Annotated in this window: 13 protein-coding genes and 1 pseudogene; 2 read left to right on the top strand and 12 right to left on the bottom strand. The window is 49.9% G+C overall.

Going from position 1 to position 16,480, the window contains the following annotated elements; genetic code table 11:
* Positions 1 to 240: 240 nt before the first annotated feature.
* The 11 genes from GOM71_RS22255 to GOM71_RS22205 form a co-directional block, all read right to left on the bottom strand.
* Positions 241 to 603 (bottom strand): DUF1304 domain-containing protein, encoded by a 363-nt coding sequence (locus tag GOM71_RS22255; RefSeq protein WP_156285128.1) that lies wholly within the window; start codon positions 601 to 603, stop codon positions 241 to 243.
* A 110-nt stretch (positions 604 to 713) separates the two neighbouring features.
* On the bottom strand, positions 714 to 1,817 hold the full coding sequence (locus GOM71_RS22250) for a GerAB/ArcD/ProY family transporter (RefSeq protein WP_156285126.1): 1,104 nt from the start codon (positions 1,815 to 1,817) through the stop codon (positions 714 to 716).
* 24 nt (positions 1,818 to 1,841) lie between these two features.
* Positions 1,842 to 3,011, bottom strand: coding sequence for a Ger(x)C family spore germination protein (locus tag GOM71_RS22245; protein WP_173275936.1), 1,170 nt, complete (start codon positions 3,009 to 3,011; stop codon positions 1,842 to 1,844).
* A gap of 2 nt (positions 3,012 to 3,013) precedes the next feature.
* Positions 3,014 to 4,543 carry a spore germination protein gene (locus GOM71_RS22240; RefSeq protein WP_156285122.1) on the bottom strand — a complete coding sequence of 510 codons (1,530 nt, stop codon included), beginning with the start codon at positions 4,541 to 4,543 and terminating at the stop codon, positions 3,014 to 3,016.
* Positions 4,544 to 4,732: 189 nt separating this feature from the next.
* On the bottom strand, positions 4,733 to 6,460 hold the full coding sequence (locus tag GOM71_RS22235; RefSeq protein WP_156285120.1) for a GMC family oxidoreductase N-terminal domain-containing protein: 1,728 nt from the start codon (positions 6,458 to 6,460) through the stop codon (positions 4,733 to 4,735).
* Positions 6,453 to 7,112: a hypothetical protein gene (locus tag GOM71_RS22230; RefSeq protein WP_156285118.1), complete on the bottom strand. Its 660-nt coding sequence runs from the start codon at positions 7,110 to 7,112 to the stop codon at positions 6,453 to 6,455. The genes GOM71_RS22235 and GOM71_RS22230 overlap by 8 nt, the downstream gene beginning before the upstream one ends.
* 86 nt (positions 7,113 to 7,198) lie before the next feature.
* The gene (locus GOM71_RS22225) at positions 7,199 to 8,293 is read right to left on the bottom strand and encodes a GerAB/ArcD/ProY family transporter (protein WP_173275934.1); all 1,095 of its coding nucleotides are present in this window, start codon (positions 8,291 to 8,293) and stop codon (positions 7,199 to 7,201) included.
* Positions 8,294 to 8,316: 23 nt separating this feature from the next.
* On the bottom strand, positions 8,317 to 8,565 hold the full coding sequence (locus GOM71_RS22220; protein WP_156285114.1) for a hypothetical protein: 249 nt from the start codon (positions 8,563 to 8,565) through the stop codon (positions 8,317 to 8,319).
* A gap of 22 nt (positions 8,566 to 8,587) precedes the next feature.
* Positions 8,588 to 9,763, bottom strand: coding sequence for a Ger(x)C family spore germination protein (locus tag GOM71_RS22215; RefSeq protein WP_156285112.1), 1,176 nt, complete (start codon positions 9,761 to 9,763; stop codon positions 8,588 to 8,590).
* Positions 9,764 to 9,814: 51 nt separating this feature from the next.
* Positions 9,815 to 11,374 (bottom strand): spore germination protein, encoded by a 1,560-nt coding sequence (locus tag GOM71_RS22210; RefSeq protein WP_156285110.1) that lies wholly within the window; start codon positions 11,372 to 11,374, stop codon positions 9,815 to 9,817.
* Positions 11,375 to 11,459: 85 nt separating this feature from the next.
* Positions 11,460 to 13,163, bottom strand: coding sequence for a GMC oxidoreductase (locus GOM71_RS22205; RefSeq protein ID WP_253944983.1), 1,704 nt, complete (start codon positions 13,161 to 13,163; stop codon positions 11,460 to 11,462).
* A 20-nt stretch (positions 13,164 to 13,183) separates the two neighbouring features.
* Between GOM71_RS22205 and GOM71_RS24575 the strand changes: the two are divergent.
* Together GOM71_RS24575 and GOM71_RS24570 are read left to right on the top strand one after the other, a co-directional pair.
* Positions 13,184 to 13,945: pseudogene (locus GOM71_RS24575) on the top strand (ThuA domain-containing protein); the annotation flags it as partial.
* On the top strand, positions 13,943 to 15,055 hold the full coding sequence (locus tag GOM71_RS24570; protein WP_367649750.1) for an aldose epimerase family protein: 1,113 nt from the start codon (positions 13,943 to 13,945) through the stop codon (positions 15,053 to 15,055). The pseudogene GOM71_RS24575 and the gene GOM71_RS24570, both read left to right, overlap by 3 nt.
* A 78-nt stretch (positions 15,056 to 15,133) precedes the next feature.
* Here GOM71_RS24570 and GOM71_RS22195 read toward each other — a convergent pair whose 3' ends face one another.
* Positions 15,134 to 16,225: a GntR family transcriptional regulator gene (locus GOM71_RS22195; protein ID WP_156285107.1), complete on the bottom strand. Its 1,092-nt coding sequence runs from the start codon at positions 16,223 to 16,225 to the stop codon at positions 15,134 to 15,136.
* Between the last annotated feature and the right edge of the window lie 255 nt (positions 16,226 to 16,480).

The raw sequence follows: 16,480 nt of genomic DNA, 5'->3' as shown, positions 1-16,480 counted from the left end.
GGGAAAAACAGTTTTTGTGACGAGGTCACTGCCTCAAAATAGCGTACGTTCTCCCAGCTACCGCCATCATAGAACGGCCATTAAAAAAGGCCAACCAGAAATCTCTGGCTGACCTGATAATACGAAAATAGTGTTGCAGGGATAGCTCTCTGCAACACTATTTTCATGAATACCGCTTCTTCAATTACTGATGCGAGCCGTTTTTTCAGCGAGCGAACCACTTTTGGGACGGCCTCGTTTCTATAATACGAGTACGGCGACCATCGCCGCTAATGCTGGCAACCCTTGTACGAGTAAAATCGATCGTTTTGCCGTCAAGCCTCCATAGACGGCCGCAACGAGGACACAGCCTAGGAAAAACAATTGCAGTTGATGCCCTATCGCAGCATTGGGATGAATGAGACCCCAGAACAGACCGGCCGCCAAGAAACCGTTATACAATCCCTGGTTAGCGGCAAGCGACCTTGTCGCTTCAGCGAACGTCTTATCGGTTCCGAATGCTTTTCTCGCTCTCGGAGTCGTCCACAAGAACATTTCCAAGATCAGGATATATACATGTTCGATAGCAACTAGCGCGGTTAAAAGATCGCGGATGATCGTCATCGTTTCTACTCCCCCTTCTTTCTATTAAATTGTATGCAATTTAATAGGATCTTTGAGTATTATACACGATTGCCCCCTTATTTAAAACGATTTGTCTCGTTCCAAGCTCCTTAGCTCCCTTGCTTTGCCCGATTGATGCTCAAGCGCATCTTTCCGACAACCAGCAATAGCAGCGGAAGAGCGAGCATGTTAACGGGGAGCACAAAAGGCACCCAATAGCGGAGTAAATAATTAGCGGTAGCTTCCGTAACGTTTGCAGGAAACAAAGCAAAAATGATGACTACGGGAGCAATAAACCAGGTCAGCATTCGCCAGTTCTTGACGTTTAGAAATTGGGCGGTGCCATAGCTGGTTATAAACAGGTAAATCGCCAATTTAACGAATACGCTGGCCACCCAGATGACAATGACAAGCGGATCGAAGTTCTCGATAAAACCGAAGAGAGAGATTTGCCGAGACATCTCGAAAAAAGGGTACCACATTTTGGGCGCGAGGCCGGTACCGAGCGTTACGGTGGCCATCGTCATAGAGATAAGCACGATAAATACAGCCGTAATGATCGCCCAAAAAGCATAGGGCGTCCCTTTCTGCGGCTGGTATAGAAACGACGCAAGCATAAGGTATTCAACGGAATGTCCGAGGTAGGATGCGGGAGGGATCGCTCCGTTTATAATGCCGCTTATCCCGTTGTCCGCAAAGACGGGCAGCAGGTAACGCATATCCACGTTGTTGATGCTGGAAATCAAAGTCACGAGGATTATCAAAATAATGAGCGGCCCCAGAATTTCAGTTGTACGGGCGATGGATACGATTCCTGCCGAATTGGTCACATAGACGGTTAAGGCAATCATGATAATCATAACCGCCGGTTTCGGCGTGGCCGGCAAAATCATCGTATGAATGACATCTGTAAATTGGCGTAGAACAATAGGGAGGATGGTATACCACTGGATAAAATAAATGATGACAACGGCTTTTCCAAGCCATTTGCCCAGTATCGTCTGGCTGAACTGAACCAAATTTTGGCCGGGATAAAGCAGCGCGGTCTTCGTTGTGATCGCGGTGATGATCAGCGTGATGCATCCGGAAACCAGAATGGCAATCCAAACATCCTGTTTAGCGGATTGCAAGCTTGGCGTGAGCGTCATGATTAAAGTCATGCCTATATCCATGATAGCGATCATCCAAAAAACTTGTATGCCCGTTACTTTCATCCGAAACCATCCTCTCTTGGTTCATTATTTCATCTGGACATTCGGATTGGCTTGCATTCTGCCGATCCGTTCGATTTGAATGTCAGTCTGTAAGCTTACGGGTACTTTAGGGTAGAGTTCTTCCCAGGCGGTCTTTGCCGTCTTCCAATAGAAAGGATGCTCGATATGAAGCTCTCTTCCAACACCTAGAATATCCGCTTTAAATTTATTCTGAGAGAGAGAGACTATGCTCGTCATCGATTTTTGCAGCTCATCCGAAAATTTCTCTTCCGCTGCTTGGAGATTGGCAGCTTTGTTGAAGTCTATCGTTGTATCATTAGAAATAATCTGCGCTGTCGCTTTCACGGAGAGCGTTATTTCGGGCATCCCATTACGGATACGAGTGCGTATTTTTGTCGTTGACTTCAAAATCTGTACGGCGACGGTTCCTTTGTATCGTTCCTTCGGAGGCTCCATATCGACAGAAAGCTTCATACCGTTGACATGCCCTTTCGCTAAGCGAAATGATTTCAGTTGCATCCCGGATAAGAAGCCGACCAATTTGTTTTCCCGGTATACCGCCGCCTTATCGAGCATGAAGGTTTCGCTGCCCGTTTTCTTATTGGCGATTCGTATGGCTCCGGTAACCGCATCAAGCTCTGGTGAAGAAACTGTCTCGATAAACTTATCCATTTTAATAGAGAAGCTGAAGTCATTGGATTGCAAATTGTTGATGCCAAGAGCCGGAATAGACTCTAACTGATAAGTTGAGTTTAAAATTTCTTTCGCTGTCGTTCCGGATGCGGTAACCACATAGCTGTTGAACCGGCTTTCCGGCGAGCGAAGCAGCGTATCCAGTACTTGATCGATGCCATGACGTGCATATTCCTCGCCGAATATGAGCACCCCTCGATGGCCTAGATTGATGCGGCGGGATAGCTGTGTCTGCAGCTTGCCCAAAGCATCAATCCCGTCTTTTCCTTTAGCCGATAAAACCAAGACGGGTTTCACGGACCTCCCCCCCGACGCCAAGGAGCTTGGAATTCCGGTAGGAAGTGCGATTTGCAGTGTAACTTCGACTTGTCCGTCCTCCGTAAGATCGATGCCGCTGGCCATGACAAACGCGAGCTCATCCATCTCGTTCCGATCCCAGCACCCTGTAAGCAGTCCGATAATGAGAAAAACCGTCAGACACTTTAAAAAGACTCGCGGCACATTCATTTTTTCTCCTGCTCCATTTCCGGTCGAATACGGCGCTGCCGTTTGTGCATGATCTTCCATGGAGCTCTGATCAATACATCCCATAAGTCAGAAATGTTCAGCGGAGCGATCGGCGACAAGTAGGGAACGCCGAAAGAATTCAGATTGGACAAATGGATCAAGATCGCGATCATAGCTGCGCTGACACCGTACAAGCCGAAAGTGCCGGCGCATAAGACCATTGGAAAGCGCAGCATGCTGACGGCTTGGTTCATCTCCGGGTGAGGGATAAGGAAGGATGCGATTCCCGTCAAGGAAACAATAATTATGATTGGTGCGGATATGATGCCTGCCTGAACCGCAGCTTGTCCAATAACTAGCGCGCCTACGATGCTAATCGTTTGTCCTACCGGACGAGGCAGACGGACTCCCGCCTCGCGAAGCGCCTCGAACGTAATCTCCATGATCAAGGTTTCCACCATTGCCGGAAACGGAACGACTTCTCTCGCTGCCGCGAGACTCAAAGCAAGACCTGTCGGGATCATTTCCGAATGGAAAGTCGTTATCGCCACGTAGACGGATGGCAGAGTGAGCGCCAAGAAGGCAAATAAAAATCTTAGCCACCTCAGAAACGAAGCGAAAATGAAGCTCATATAGTAATCCTCGACTGTCTGAAACCCGTACCAGAACGTAATTGGCATGACTAGCGCAATCGGAGAACCGTCGACAAGCACCGCCGCTTTCCCTTCGATAAGGGCCGCCGATATCACATCGGGTCTCTGGGTCGTCTGCATGATCGGGAACGGCGAGTAGGAATGGTCACTGATCGATTCTTCGATATAACCGGACTCCAGGATGCTGTCCATATCGATTTCGGAAACGCGCCGCCTTATCTCTTCAACCACCGTCTGAGGCGTCTTGCCTTCAAAGTAAACAATAGCGATGTCGGTACGAGTAGCGGCGCCTAATTTGACCTTTTCAATTTTCAACTGAGGCGTGCGGATTCTTTGGCGGATTAAGGCCATATTGATATCAATCTTCTCGATAAATCCAATTCGCGGACCGCGAATAACGGCCTCTGAGCTGGGCTCGTCCAGTTGGCGCTGTAATGTATCTCTAATGCTGAAGGTAAGCGCCAGCTTAGACGATTCGACGAACAGAACGACTTCTCCGCTGACGATACGTTGAACGGCTTCTTTCTGATTAACGACCATCTCCGGCTTTACGGCCGAAGCAAGATTGTACTTTAACTGCTCGATCAGTTGGCCGGGATTGTCGGAGTCAACTGTTTCTTGCTGCATTAATGGATGGAGCAAACCGTTGCTCCACATCGATTCATCGACCAAAACATCGAGGTAGACCGCTATACAGCGGATTGAACCGGACAGATTCAGATTTCGTACGATTAGATCGGCGCAGTTGGAAAAGATTTGCGTCAGCGCCGCCTCATTGTCATCCAGATTATCGGACAGCGCTTCTTCAGGGATATCGACGAGATTCTTCATTCGCTTATCAAATCGTCTAGGCGTTGCTTTTATTCTTTTCATAAAAAGCTCCCCCAGATTGTTTATGACCTAATTTCCCCATATAATTTCCTTATTATTCATAAAAAGGGATATGCCCGCCGGATGGCGAGCATATTAAAGATAATTATAGCGGGAAGGGGGCAGGAGGATGAAGACGTTTGGGAAAGCTATCGCATTTCTGTTCATCGTCGGTTTGTCGGGCGCGGTCCTTTATTTTACCGTTTCAGCAGGCTGACCGAAATATTTCTCCGCAAGCTTATCGGCCGTGCGTGTAGCAAGCGCCTGTGTCGTAAGGGTCGGATTAGGGCCGCCGATCCCGTTATAATGCACGCTGTTATCGGCGATATAAAGTCGCGACACCTGATAGGCCTCGCATTCCGTATCGACGACAAAGCCCATTCGCATGGTGCTTTCCAGATGAAGCAGAAAGCCGGTCGGCGTATCCGATCGGATAATTTTTTTGGCGCCGGCATGCTGCAGCGTCTCGCATGCATACCTCGCAAGCTGATCGCGCCTTTTCAACGTTTTAGGGCTAGGCTTATAATGGATGATTGGAATCGGTCCGTTCTCGTCCTTCATGAGCGGATCGACCTCGACCCTGTTGCTGAACTGCACTTCATCGTCGGTCAGAAGCAGCATCGTCATCGTTCGGCTGTAGTTCATCATCAATTCTTTCAATTCCGAGCCAACGACTCGACCTCTGATGTTCCAAGGTTCTCCGGGCTCTGGCGGATTTAAGGCGTTATAACCGGCTTCGCTGAAGCCGTACGTTAAGAAGGACATTAAACCGGGACTGAGGCAGGACACCTGGAAAATTCCGATCCCCGGAATGTCGACTCTGGCGCCGGATGTATGTCCTGCGTAAGGATAAACGGAAGGCATGCCCATAATGCTCATCAAATCCTTCTCGTCAAACACGCCGCCAACCCAATCGAAATAATGATTGGTTAAGCCTCTGCCTACCCATGCGTTGTATGGAAGCGCCGAATTCAGCCACAAGCGGGGCGATTCGATGCAACCGGCTGCCATAACGACTGTACGAGCCTTAAGCTCGCCTATTTCTCCCGTCCATGTATCCCTGTATTGCACGCCGCATGCGCGAAGACCTTCCTTTGGGTCATGCTCGGTCAATATTTTGATCGTAAAGGAATTAGGCCGGATCGCGACGTTGCCTGTTTTGAGAGCGAGCGGTATATAGCTGACAAGCGTGCTTCGTTTGGCGATTTTGTCTACCGAGGGACCGGTCGTACAGCCGTTTACGCAATGTCCTCTAAGGGTGCAGCCTTCCATATTGCTGAGCTGCTCCATCGAGTAATTGGGATCCATCAAATGTTCATTCGCACGGAGAATAGCGTTCGGATTTGGACGGTAGCCCGGCGAAACGACGTCAAGCGTCGGAATGAGCGACCATCCGGCTTTTTTGGCGCCGTAATAGAACAGCTCCTCCTTTGGAGTCGTCGGCGAGAATTGAACGGGCAGGGTCGCTTCGGCTTTTTCGTAATAAGGAATCAGCTCGCGGTAGCTGATCGGCCATATACCGTCGATGGCCGAAGGGAAGGCGCGCGGCGACTGCGACCAATAATGCTGTGTCGTTCCTCCGACTCCGGACACCTGCCAAATATCGCCCTTTTGCTTCATAATCCGATGCCACGGGTCGCGGCGCCGATCGGCCGGTCCGAAGCGGAACGTTCCCGACACGACATCGTTCATGTTGTTCTCATACGAGTTATAAATTTTTTTGTAAATGCCGATGTCCAAATCATGATAGCTGGAGCTCCACTCTCCGCCGCGCTCGGTGTTCGGATTTTGCCATTGCTTGTTGCCGTAGAAAGGCCCTGCCTCCAGAACCAATACTTTCAGTCCTTTTTCTCCCAACTCCTTGGCAACGACGGCTCCGCCGCCGCCGGAGCCGATTACGATTACGTCCGCATCATACAATTGTCGATTCCCCTCCTTCTCGCACAATCGTTAATAGAAATCCGCGAAGCGCGCGATATCCTAATGAGACACCCGGGTAACCCGCCTGACGCCAACCGATCGGAAAATATTCCAGTCTTCGTTCCGTTGGAGCCGCTAGCCGAGTCGTCCCGTAAGCCGGCCATTCCGAATAGAATCCGAACATCGTCGCTCTATTGAGATAATCGACGATAAATTTGACAAGTCCGCCGTCGCCCCGGTAAGGGGGCGGAAGCGCTCCAAGATCGACCTTGAGCTCCTCCAGCATGGCAAGCACTCGTATTCTGTCAAGCGGTGAAATCGCGGAATAAGGACTGATCTCCCATTGCGTATGGTTTGGAGCCTGAAGCGCCTGCCCCGAGGCGACCAGTTGAACGGCACCGGCATTCAGCATGCCGGCGGTAGGTGCGGAGAGCGGGAAATTGGTTAAATGCATGCCGAAGAACAGCGCAAGCGTATGATCCAATTCCCAAATTAAGTAGTCCTGAACGCCCTGCTCGGCCGCACCTGTCGTTTGCTCCGCACCGAACACGGCCAGCTCAGGCGTATTCGGAACGATCGCTTCGACAAGCGCGCGGAAAGTAGCGACCGTATAGGGACTGGCCGACAAGGCGTAAGCCTTTGCAGGATGCATATGGATTCCCCCTTAAGTGAACGCATAGTATGATCTATTCGGGAAAATCGCTAATCATACATCCTTGGAGGGATGTCAGGTTTGTATTAGTTTGTAGAACTGCGAAACGCCGCGACGGCCGTTATGAGCAGCAGAGGGGCGGCATAGGCGAACGCGACCCATAACGGATGCACGATTGACACGATTTCAACCCATTGCATATCCGATTTGAACCCTACAAGCGTATTCAGGAAAGCGATCATCGCGAACGGCATGACGAGCGTACGGTAATCCTTCAGCTTAAACAGATGCGTTACATACAGGCATAGAACGTAAAGCGTTATGGTCGTTTTCATATAGGAGCCGGCAATAAGCGATATGCCGATAACGGATTCGATCCTCGTTATAATTTCCTGAACGTCGACCGTGCGGGCAAGCTCGTACAACGAATATTTTTTGATCCCGGCAAGCGGTCCGAACAGCATGATGGTACAGCTCGTAGAGATGCACAGGGTTATTATATTCATAAAAAGCGATAGGAGCATGTTCCGATTCAGCCCGCTGCGCTCTTGTTTCCGTGTGAAGTGAAGGAGCATCGCGAACAGAAAGACTTCGGCGTAAGGAAAGCCGAACGAGAAAAAAGCGCCGTTCAGCACCGGCTTAATACCCTGAGACATGAACGGCAAGAGATTTCCGGGATTGTAATTTTCTATGGCGAGCAGCAGAACGGCAGTGACAAAGAAAACGACCAGAATCATAATAATCGTAAACATTCGGGCCATGACCTCAAGCCCCGCGCGAACGGTCAAGGCTGAAACCATATAGATCAAAGAAGTGAAAGCGTAGGTCGGCGTTTCCCTGAGCATGGAGCTTTTCATGAACAGGGCTATATCGAGGACGATCGCCGTAAGCATATGCAGCATAAAAGAAAGCGGAAGAACGGAAATGGCAAGGGTCAGCCATACTCCGATCAGCTTTTGACTATATTCCACAAAGCTTTTATCAGGAAAACGAGCATGAAGATAAAGCATGCAGCCCAGCAGCATCATACCGATTGCCCCGGAGATAAGGAGGGACAGCCAAGCGCCGTTCTCCGCTTTGCCGATCAGCGGGGCGGGAATATTAATGATCGACGATCCGGTCATAAAGGTGAAGAATAGCACGCTTATTTGCTTTGGGCTGATCGTTTCCAGCTTGTTCACTCCTGCACCTCCGCTGCTGTCAGTCATTTTTTGGGAACTGTTAACATTTTGTCAATCAACTTGGCCAAGCCCGTGAATGCGAAATCGACCGACTCGTAAAGCCCGGGAAACTTCAATGCGAGGACATAGTCGATCGCGAAATACAGCGAGGCGAGCATAAGAACGACATAAACGGCCTTCTCCGCCTTGTTCGACACGCTTTTCAATTGCGATCTGTCATAAAGGAAAATAGAGCCGTATGCAACGAGCAGTACAATTATGCGTTCTAACACATGCATCCCTCCTAGGGATTCGCTATTTGTTCTCTGCCGATACAGACGGTTTTCCGATCGTAGTGCCGGTCGTTAAGAGCCTGGTTTCAACTTGGATATCAAAGGGGAGTTCGGCAAACTGGTTATCCCACGTCTCCTTCATGGTTTTCCATTTATTAGGATTCGATTTGGATATCATATTTCCAATATCAATAATATCCATTTTTTTGGATTGCAAAATACGGATGGTCGTCGTCATTTCCTTCTTTATCTGTTCATCCAATTTGCGGATGAACGCCTCTTCATCCTTCCTTGATTTGATTTCCGTACACTTCAATTCCCCGATTGCCCCCTCGACTGAGGTTTTAACCGTTACGCGCGCCTTATCCCCTGTCAGTTTGGGCTTCATTTTGGTGCTCAAGTTAAGCACTTCGAATGATTCCGTCTCCAGCTGTTTTCCCGGGCAAGGGACTTCGATAATTCCGGATTTATACTCGTTTCGCAGCATGACAAGCCCTTCTACTTTTTTGGAAGGCAGGACGCCTATCATCTTTCCTTTCTTTAGAAGAGCCAGACCGGCGGCATTTAATTCATCTTTTTCTTTTTTGTCCTTATAAACATAGGTGATCGCCGCATCGCTGTTCGGGCTGTTCATTTGCAGCGCTAATTTGAGCAAAGTGGTATCCAGCGACTTGGCGGCATTTTTGAAGGCAACCTGTTTGGTTAACAAAAGCTGCTGACCGATCGTCTGCTCAATGGCCGGCTTTACTTCCAATATTTTATCCGCACGTCCCTTGGCAATCATGATCGATATCGTATGCCTCGGCTCATGATCCCGGTAAAAGAAGTCGATCAGCTTGCCGATGTCGGTCGACCTTGCCAGCTTCTCCCCAACCACAATGATACGCATATGGCTCCAGCTGGCTTTCCTGCCCAAATGTATAGGGATATCGCGGATCGCTTCGAATATCGAATCATCCTCGGTCTTGATCAACAGGTTCGCTGTCTCGCTTGCCGTACCGCCGCCACCGCCGCCGCCTTTTTGTCCGGCGACCGGGCGGTACATTTGTGTCGTAAGCTCAATCTGCCTGCCTTTTCCTTGGTCGATCGCAATAGCCATTGCGAATCCGTATTGATCAAGCTCTCGTTTGTTCCAGCAGCCGGGAAGAAATAGCAGCAGGGCGGAGCATGCCAGCAGGAGCATCATTCTTTTCATCATAGTAAACTCATTCTTTCCTGATTCTTAATGGTTGCAAGCTGCAGTCAGCCTTTAAGACATATGCTTGCGGGGATGCTTAAGCAATGTTTTTAATGGAGCTCTTACGATAATATCCCGGAACTCGCTTATCCGGAACGGGGCGGCAGGGGATAGGTAAGGTTGTCCAAGCGAACGAAGCTTGCAAAGATGAAGCAAAATGAGCAGAAAGACGATCATAATGCCGAATCCTCCCATTACCGAAGCGGAAATCATAAGCGGGAATCTTAATATCCGCAGCGCGATGGCAATGTTGTATTGAGGAATCGTAAAGGAAGCGATGCCTGTCAAGGCGACGATAATAACCATAATCGGCGATGCAATGCCCGCGCTGATCGCCGCATCGCCGATGACGAGCGCCCCTACGATGCTGACCGCGGATCCGACTGGCTTAGGGAGCCGAACGCCGGCCTCCCTCAGCAGCTCAAAGAAAAACTCCATAACAAGCGCTTCAAAGAAAGCCGGTAACGGAATGCCTTCCCTTGTATCGATGATCGTTAACAGCAATACGGTCGGGATCAGCTCGGAATGAAAGGTCGATAAGGCAATATAGATGCTGGGCAGCATTAAGGCCAATAAAAAAGCGGCTATTCGAAGCCAGCGGATCATGGTCGAATAGACAGTTCTTTGATAATAATCCTCGCTGGATTGGAAAAACTCCGTGAACAAACCCGGGCATAGCAGAATGCTTCCCGTGCCTTGCACAAGCACCGCAATTTTGCCGTCCAGCAGGGCGGCAACCGCAGTGTCGGGGCGCTCCGTATACCGATGCTGAGGGAAAGGCGACCAAGTAGAATCCTCAATCAATTGCTCAACGTAGGAGGTCTCCAATATTTCGGTCTGACTGATTTGACCGATTCTTTTTTCGAACTCCTTCAGCATCTCGGGGTCCGCAGCATTTTCTACATAGCCGTAAATGACGCGCGTTCTTGTTTCTCCGCCTCCGGAGAGTGATACCGTTTTGAATTTGGGCGAATTCAAGCGGATGCGAAGAAGTCCGAGATTTTTTTGCAGGTTTTCAACGGTGCTTTCGCGAGGGCCTTGAACAACTGTCTCGTTGGCAGGCTCCGAGATCGGCCGCGATTCCATCGTGAGCGATTTATAGATTAAAGCCTTATTCCACTGATTGAAAAAAATGACGATGTTGCCCGCTGAAATATAATCTATCGCTTGATTCAAGTCATCCAGCAGATCGGCCTTTTTCTCGGACACTCCATTATGCCCGAAGAAGGCTATTACATCCTCCGGCGTAATCGTCGCTCCCGGTCCGACCTCGTGTGCGACGAGATCTTGCAGGGAAGACTTCATATAATTAATAATCTCGCCCTGCATCAGCGTTTCATAGTAGACGGAGCAGGCCGAATGCTGAAGATCGGGGCCGTAATTCCAATGCCGGAATACGAGGTCCGAGTTTTTGGCAAATATCTGTTCAAGCTGGCGGATGTTATCCTCCAGTCGATTGGATATCGGCTGTTTAGGCTCGCTGCTCGATTGGCTGCCGTTAGTCTGCGGTTGTACCGCTGATTGCTTTGACGGGCCGCTGGGTGTTGAACCACCCAAATTATCCGGACACATGGAATGTCACCTCCGATTGCGATGGTTGGCTAGAATTGGCATTAGTATGCGGTGAATTGCCCAAGATTATACAACTGCTTTGTGGTCATTTATCCGTTAAAACGATATAATCCGCCGTCCGGATGGCCAAGGCAACGGTCGATAAGGTCGGATTGGATGCGCCGATTGAAGGGAGTACGCTGTTATCGGCAACGAAAAGGCCTTCGATGCCGTGAATCTGCCCATACCGATTCGTAACCGAAGTAAGCGGATCATCGCCCATCCGGCACGTTCCGAAATCATGATTGTCCGCTCCTGGCGGCATCAAGCAAATAACCGGAACGCCGTCTATCAATTCCAAGCGCAATTGCATCGCGGAGGAAGCCTGTTGAATATACGTATACATTTCTTGAATAACGGCCTCATCTCTCTCACTATACGAGAAGTCGATTTGCAATTCCGGCATTCCGTATGCGTCGACTCGGCTTGGATCGATATACACCCTGTTTTCGTAACGCGATTCCACTTCGCCGGATGCGCCATAAAAGCTGATGATCCATTCGTCTTGAATTGGTTTTTTATCGTAATGATAGTTAAAAAATTTGCCGGGGCCCTGCAGCTGAAGCCGGTAGGGCCGATTCGGAAGCTCCGGGACGACAATTCCGAGCACGCCAAGAGGCTCGGGGAAGTCTTTGGTGTTCACGCTTGCCGTGGCAATCAAGTACGAATGGTTTGTCAGATACCGGCCGATGGCATGGCCCGGAATGCCGGAGTTAAGCAGAATGCGCGGAGTTTGCAGGGCGCTTGCCGATACGATGACCGTCTTCGCCCGAAGGATATAAGACTTCTTGTCGACGGTCATTACCCGAACTCCGGCTGCCTTCCCGCCTTCCGTAATCACTTCCGCGGCGTAGGTATTGACGGCAAGGTCGAAAGGACGATGGCTTAGCGCTCTCGCGAGGAAAAGGATCGAACTGAAGAAGACATTGGAATTCAGTCTACCGTAGCGGGTTTGATCGAGATCGGTCGCTACCGGAATATCGCTCGCATTGAAATAGCCATTGGCTCGAAGCCGTTCGAGGAGAATGCTTGTGATGGACGAGTCCTTCGTATAGTCTGTTGTCACGTTCATGACCTCTTCGGCGATATTGTAATAGAGCTCCATCTCTTCGCTGGAAACAGGCCAGCTTCTCCTTGCGAACTCCGGTACGCGAGGAGAGATCGCTCCCCATAACAGCATTCGTCCACCTAAAGCGTAAACGAGCTTCATGCCGGGATACTCAGGGAGCCTGTTCCCGATGAGATCGGTAATTTCCGGAGGCGCATATAGTCGGAAGCTGTCGCCGTCAATGGTCGCTATATTTGCGGCATGGGTCGGCAGGTACGCAGGGCCTCTCTCGACTACTCCGATCCGTTTGCCGCTGCCCGCCCATTGCTCGCATAGACGCCACAGCGCAGCGCCTCCCCCTGCGCCAGTGCCAACGATCAGCACATCGTATTCGGTTTCGGCCATTTTCTCGGCATCGGTTAAAGGTATCCATGAAGGAAGAAAATCGGATTCCGGGACAGGCGGGCAAAAAGGAGCGACAACTCGATAGTCCTTTGCCGGTGGACTTTGCGTATCCAAGTTCACGTTCCGGCCCGCGATATTCATATACGGATTCGCGATATGCGGATTGGCCGTCATCAATAGATCAAGCTCGATCTGAAATCGTCGTGAAAGGTTTAACAGCGTATCCCCAGTACCTGCAACATAATATTTCAATGGCATCCCTTCCTTTCGTTTCTTCAAATATATGCGCTGATTCATGCAATTAACGCGATTGTTTCATGCGAGATCTACATATACATCGATTAAGGAGGGGATCGGAATTGGCGAAAAGAATCAGGGTGACGATATGGAACGAATTTATTCAGGAAAGAACGGAAGCGAAGGTGGCGGCCATCTATCCGCATGGAATCCACGAGGCGATTGCTGCGGGAATCGGAATGAGCGGCTTTGAGATCCAAACCGCGACATTCGATCAGCCGGAGCATGGTTTGACGGAGGAAACGCTGCAGCATACCGATGTCTTGATTTGGTGGGGACATGTCGCTCACGAGCAAGTATCCGATGCGGTCGTCGAGCGCATTTATAATAGAGTGCTTTCCGGTATGGGGCTTATCGTTCTGCATTCCGGACACCGGTCGAAAATTTTCAAGAAGCTAATGGGAACGACCTGCGATTTGAAGTGGAGGTCGGATGCCGAGCGGGAACGGTTGTGGGTGGTTGACCCCTCTCATCCGATTACGGAAGGGCTGGGCGAGTATTTCGAACTGCAAACCGAGGAAATGTACGGCGAGTTTTTTGATATCCCCGCTCCCGAAGAGCTTGTATTTATTAGCTGGTTTCAGGGAGGGGAAGTATTCCGCAGCGGCTGCGCCTATTCCAGGGGACTCGGGAAAATCTTTTATTTCCGTCCGGGGGACCAAGAGTATCCTACATACTACAACAACGTTGTATTAAAAGTAATTTCCAATGCTGTGCGATGGGCCGTCAGTCCGCATGGGGCGGAGCCGGTGTACGGAAATACGGCGCCTCTTGAGCCGATCATCCGGGATGAGAAGACTCCCGTCCGGCCTAATGGCGCTCTGCGCAGCGGCATCGCCAAGCGGTATGTCGGCCAAACGCCAGAAGGGCAGGCCGTTTATCAATACGTGCTGACCAATAAAAATGGCATGCAAGCTTCCATTATGACTTATGGAGGCATTATGACGAGCCTTATTGTACCGGACCGGCACGGCAAAATGGAGGATGTCGTTCTCGGTTATTCGACATTGGAGGACTATTGGAGAACCGGCAATATCAACTATTTTGGAGCGTTAATCGGACGTTTCGCGAATCGGATCGCCGACGGCCGATTTGCGCTAGATGGCGTCGTCTACCGGCTGTCTGTTAACGACGGTCCGAATACGCTGCACGGCGGCAGAAGGGGGTTCGACAAACGGGTTTGGCATGCCGAGGAAAAACGGAGCAATGACGCTGTTGGACTTGCTCTGCGTTATCTAAGCAAGGATGGGGAAGAGGGGTTTCCCGGCAACGTCGACGCAGCCGTGGAGTATACGCTTACGGATGAGAATGAGCTGAGGATTGACTATACGGCAACGACTGACAAAAAAACGGTTGTGAACCTTACTCAGCATAACTATTACAATTTGTCGGGAGCGGGCAACGGGAATATTCTCGGCCATATTGTCCGGATTCACTCCGATCGATTCACTCCGGTAAAGCAAGGGCTCATCCCTACGGGAGAGGTGCAAAGCGTTGCCGGAACGCCGCTTGACTTTCGGCAGCCGACACCGGTTGGCGCCCGCATTCATGCCAATGACCCGCAAATGCGGCTGGCAGGAGGCTACGACTTCAATTACGTCATCCATCACGACGCACAGTCAAGGGGCTTTGCAGCCAGCGTCTATGACCCGCACTCCGGCCGGTTGATGGAGGTTTATACATCGCAGCCCGCTATTCAATTTTATACGGGCAATTCGCTGGACGGCAGCGTTATAGGGAAAGATGGAATCCCCTACGAGCGATATGCCGGTTTGACTTTGGAAACGCAGCATGACCCGGACTCGCCGAATCACCCTCAGTTCCCTTCTACTGTTTTGGTGCCGGGTCAGGTATACAGGCATGCGACTATCTACAAGTTTTCCGCTATTTAATCGCCGAAAAAAAGAGGACGGCCTGATAAACAATAAACAGGCTCGTCCTCTTGTGCACTTTAGCAAATGCCGCTATTGCTATTCCACTTCGATCTCTTTAACCGTCTCGCCCTCGACGAGTACAGGCTGGTAGTAGGTACTGGTCGGCAGGTCTTTTTTGCCCTGAAGGTTTTTAATGATCCAGTCCGCTGCGTCGCGCCCCATTTGTTCCTGCGGGTGGGTCAGCGTCGTCAGTTTAATATTCGCATTTTTGGCGATATAGGAATTGTCCTGGCCGATGATGGACAGCTCGTCCGGAATGGAAATACCGAGCTTTCGGCACACATGTACGACTTCCAAGCCAACCTCATCGTTATAGCAGACAAGCGCAGTCAATTCATCGCGATTATCATTCAGATACCCTTCCAGATTAGCGGACAGCTCCGGCTTGGTCGCCGTATCGAATGAAAGCACGTGCTCCTGCTGAAACCGTAATTTGGCTTCCCCAAGCGCCTTAATGAATCCCTTCATTCTAAACTTCCCCTGCAAATCGTCCATTTTCGCAATGATGCCGATCTGGGTATGTCCTTTGGCAATCAGCTCCCGGGTGGCCAGATAGCTGGACTGCACGTCATCGAGACAGAAGAAAGGCACCTCCAGCTCTTCGTAGTAAGCGTTGATCATCGTCAACGGAACCTCTTGTTCTTTAAAAGACAAGTAATAAGCGATATTCGGATTGTACACATTACTTCGGGTGGGCTCTATAATCAGTCCGTCCACGCCGTAGGACAGCATCATTTCCAACGCCTTTTTTTCCTGGGAAACGTCATTGTTGGTGCTGGCTAACAGCAGGGAATAGCTATCTTCATTTAACCGGCTTTCAATGCCGCGGATAATGGAAGGAAAGATGTAATCCGAGAGGTAAGTCGTAATGACGCCAATCGTTTTATTCGACGATTTCCCGCCGGTTTTGGACCGGTATTGGCTGCTGACGTACGTGCCGGAGCCTTTCTCGCTTCGGAGAAACCCTTCGTTCGACAGCTCTAGAATGGCTTTTCGAACCGTTTGCCGGCTGACGTTGTAGCTATCCTGCAAAGCGGATTCCGTAGGAATGCGATCGCCTGCTTTGTACGTTCCCGAGAGAATGTCGCTTTTAATCTCATCTATTATAATTTGGTACTTCGGCTTCATACCATTCACTTCTTTCATAAGTCTTATCAAGACAAACTTATACGCTCTTATATTTTAATAAAAATTGTACGTACACATTTTAGCATGAATTGTATGAAATGCAAATGTAATCACCGTCTTTAGCGTTTTCAATGGTACAAATTCCGTGTTCAGTCGCGATCAGATGCCAAGAACAGACAGGGAGAAACGGTACTCCAGGTCATGTCAGTATAACTATTAGACTATATTGACAAATGTACGTACAAAAAATATACT

Source organism: Paenibacillus sp. NEAU-GSW1, assembly GCF_009737085.1.
In the GTDB taxonomy this organism is placed as follows: Bacteria; Bacillota; Bacilli; order Paenibacillales; family Paenibacillaceae; genus Pristimantibacillus.
The sequence above is the reverse complement of the archived record's forward strand: the minus strand, read 5'-3'. Positions and strand labels throughout refer to the sequence as shown.

Coding starts and splice junctions, on each gene's coding strand:
- GOM71_RS22240 (WP_156285122.1), bottom strand. CDS start 4,543: ATGAAAAGAATAAAAGCAACGCCTAGACGATTTGATAAGCGAATGAAG.
- GOM71_RS22255 (WP_156285128.1), bottom strand. CDS start 603: ATGACGATCATCCGCGATCTTTTAACCGCGCTAGTTGCTATCGAACAT.
- GOM71_RS22215 (WP_156285112.1), bottom strand. CDS start 9,763: ATGATGAAAAGAATGATGCTCCTGCTGGCATGCTCCGCCCTGCTGCTA.
- GOM71_RS22210 (WP_156285110.1), bottom strand. CDS start 11,374: ATGTGTCCGGATAATTTGGGTGGTTCAACACCCAGCGGCCCGTCAAAG.
- GOM71_RS22205 (WP_253944983.1), bottom strand. CDS start 13,163: ATGAATCAGCGCATATATTTGAAGAAACGAAAGGAAGGGATGCCATTG.
- GOM71_RS22230 (WP_156285118.1), bottom strand. CDS start 7,112: ATGCATCCTGCAAAGGCTTACGCCTTGTCGGCCAGTCCCTATACGGTC.
- GOM71_RS22250 (WP_156285126.1), bottom strand. CDS start 1,817: ATGAAAGTAACGGGCATACAAGTTTTTTGGATGATCGCTATCATGGAT.
- GOM71_RS22195 (WP_156285107.1), bottom strand. CDS start 16,225: ATGAAGCCGAAGTACCAAATTATAATAGATGAGATTAAAAGCGACATT.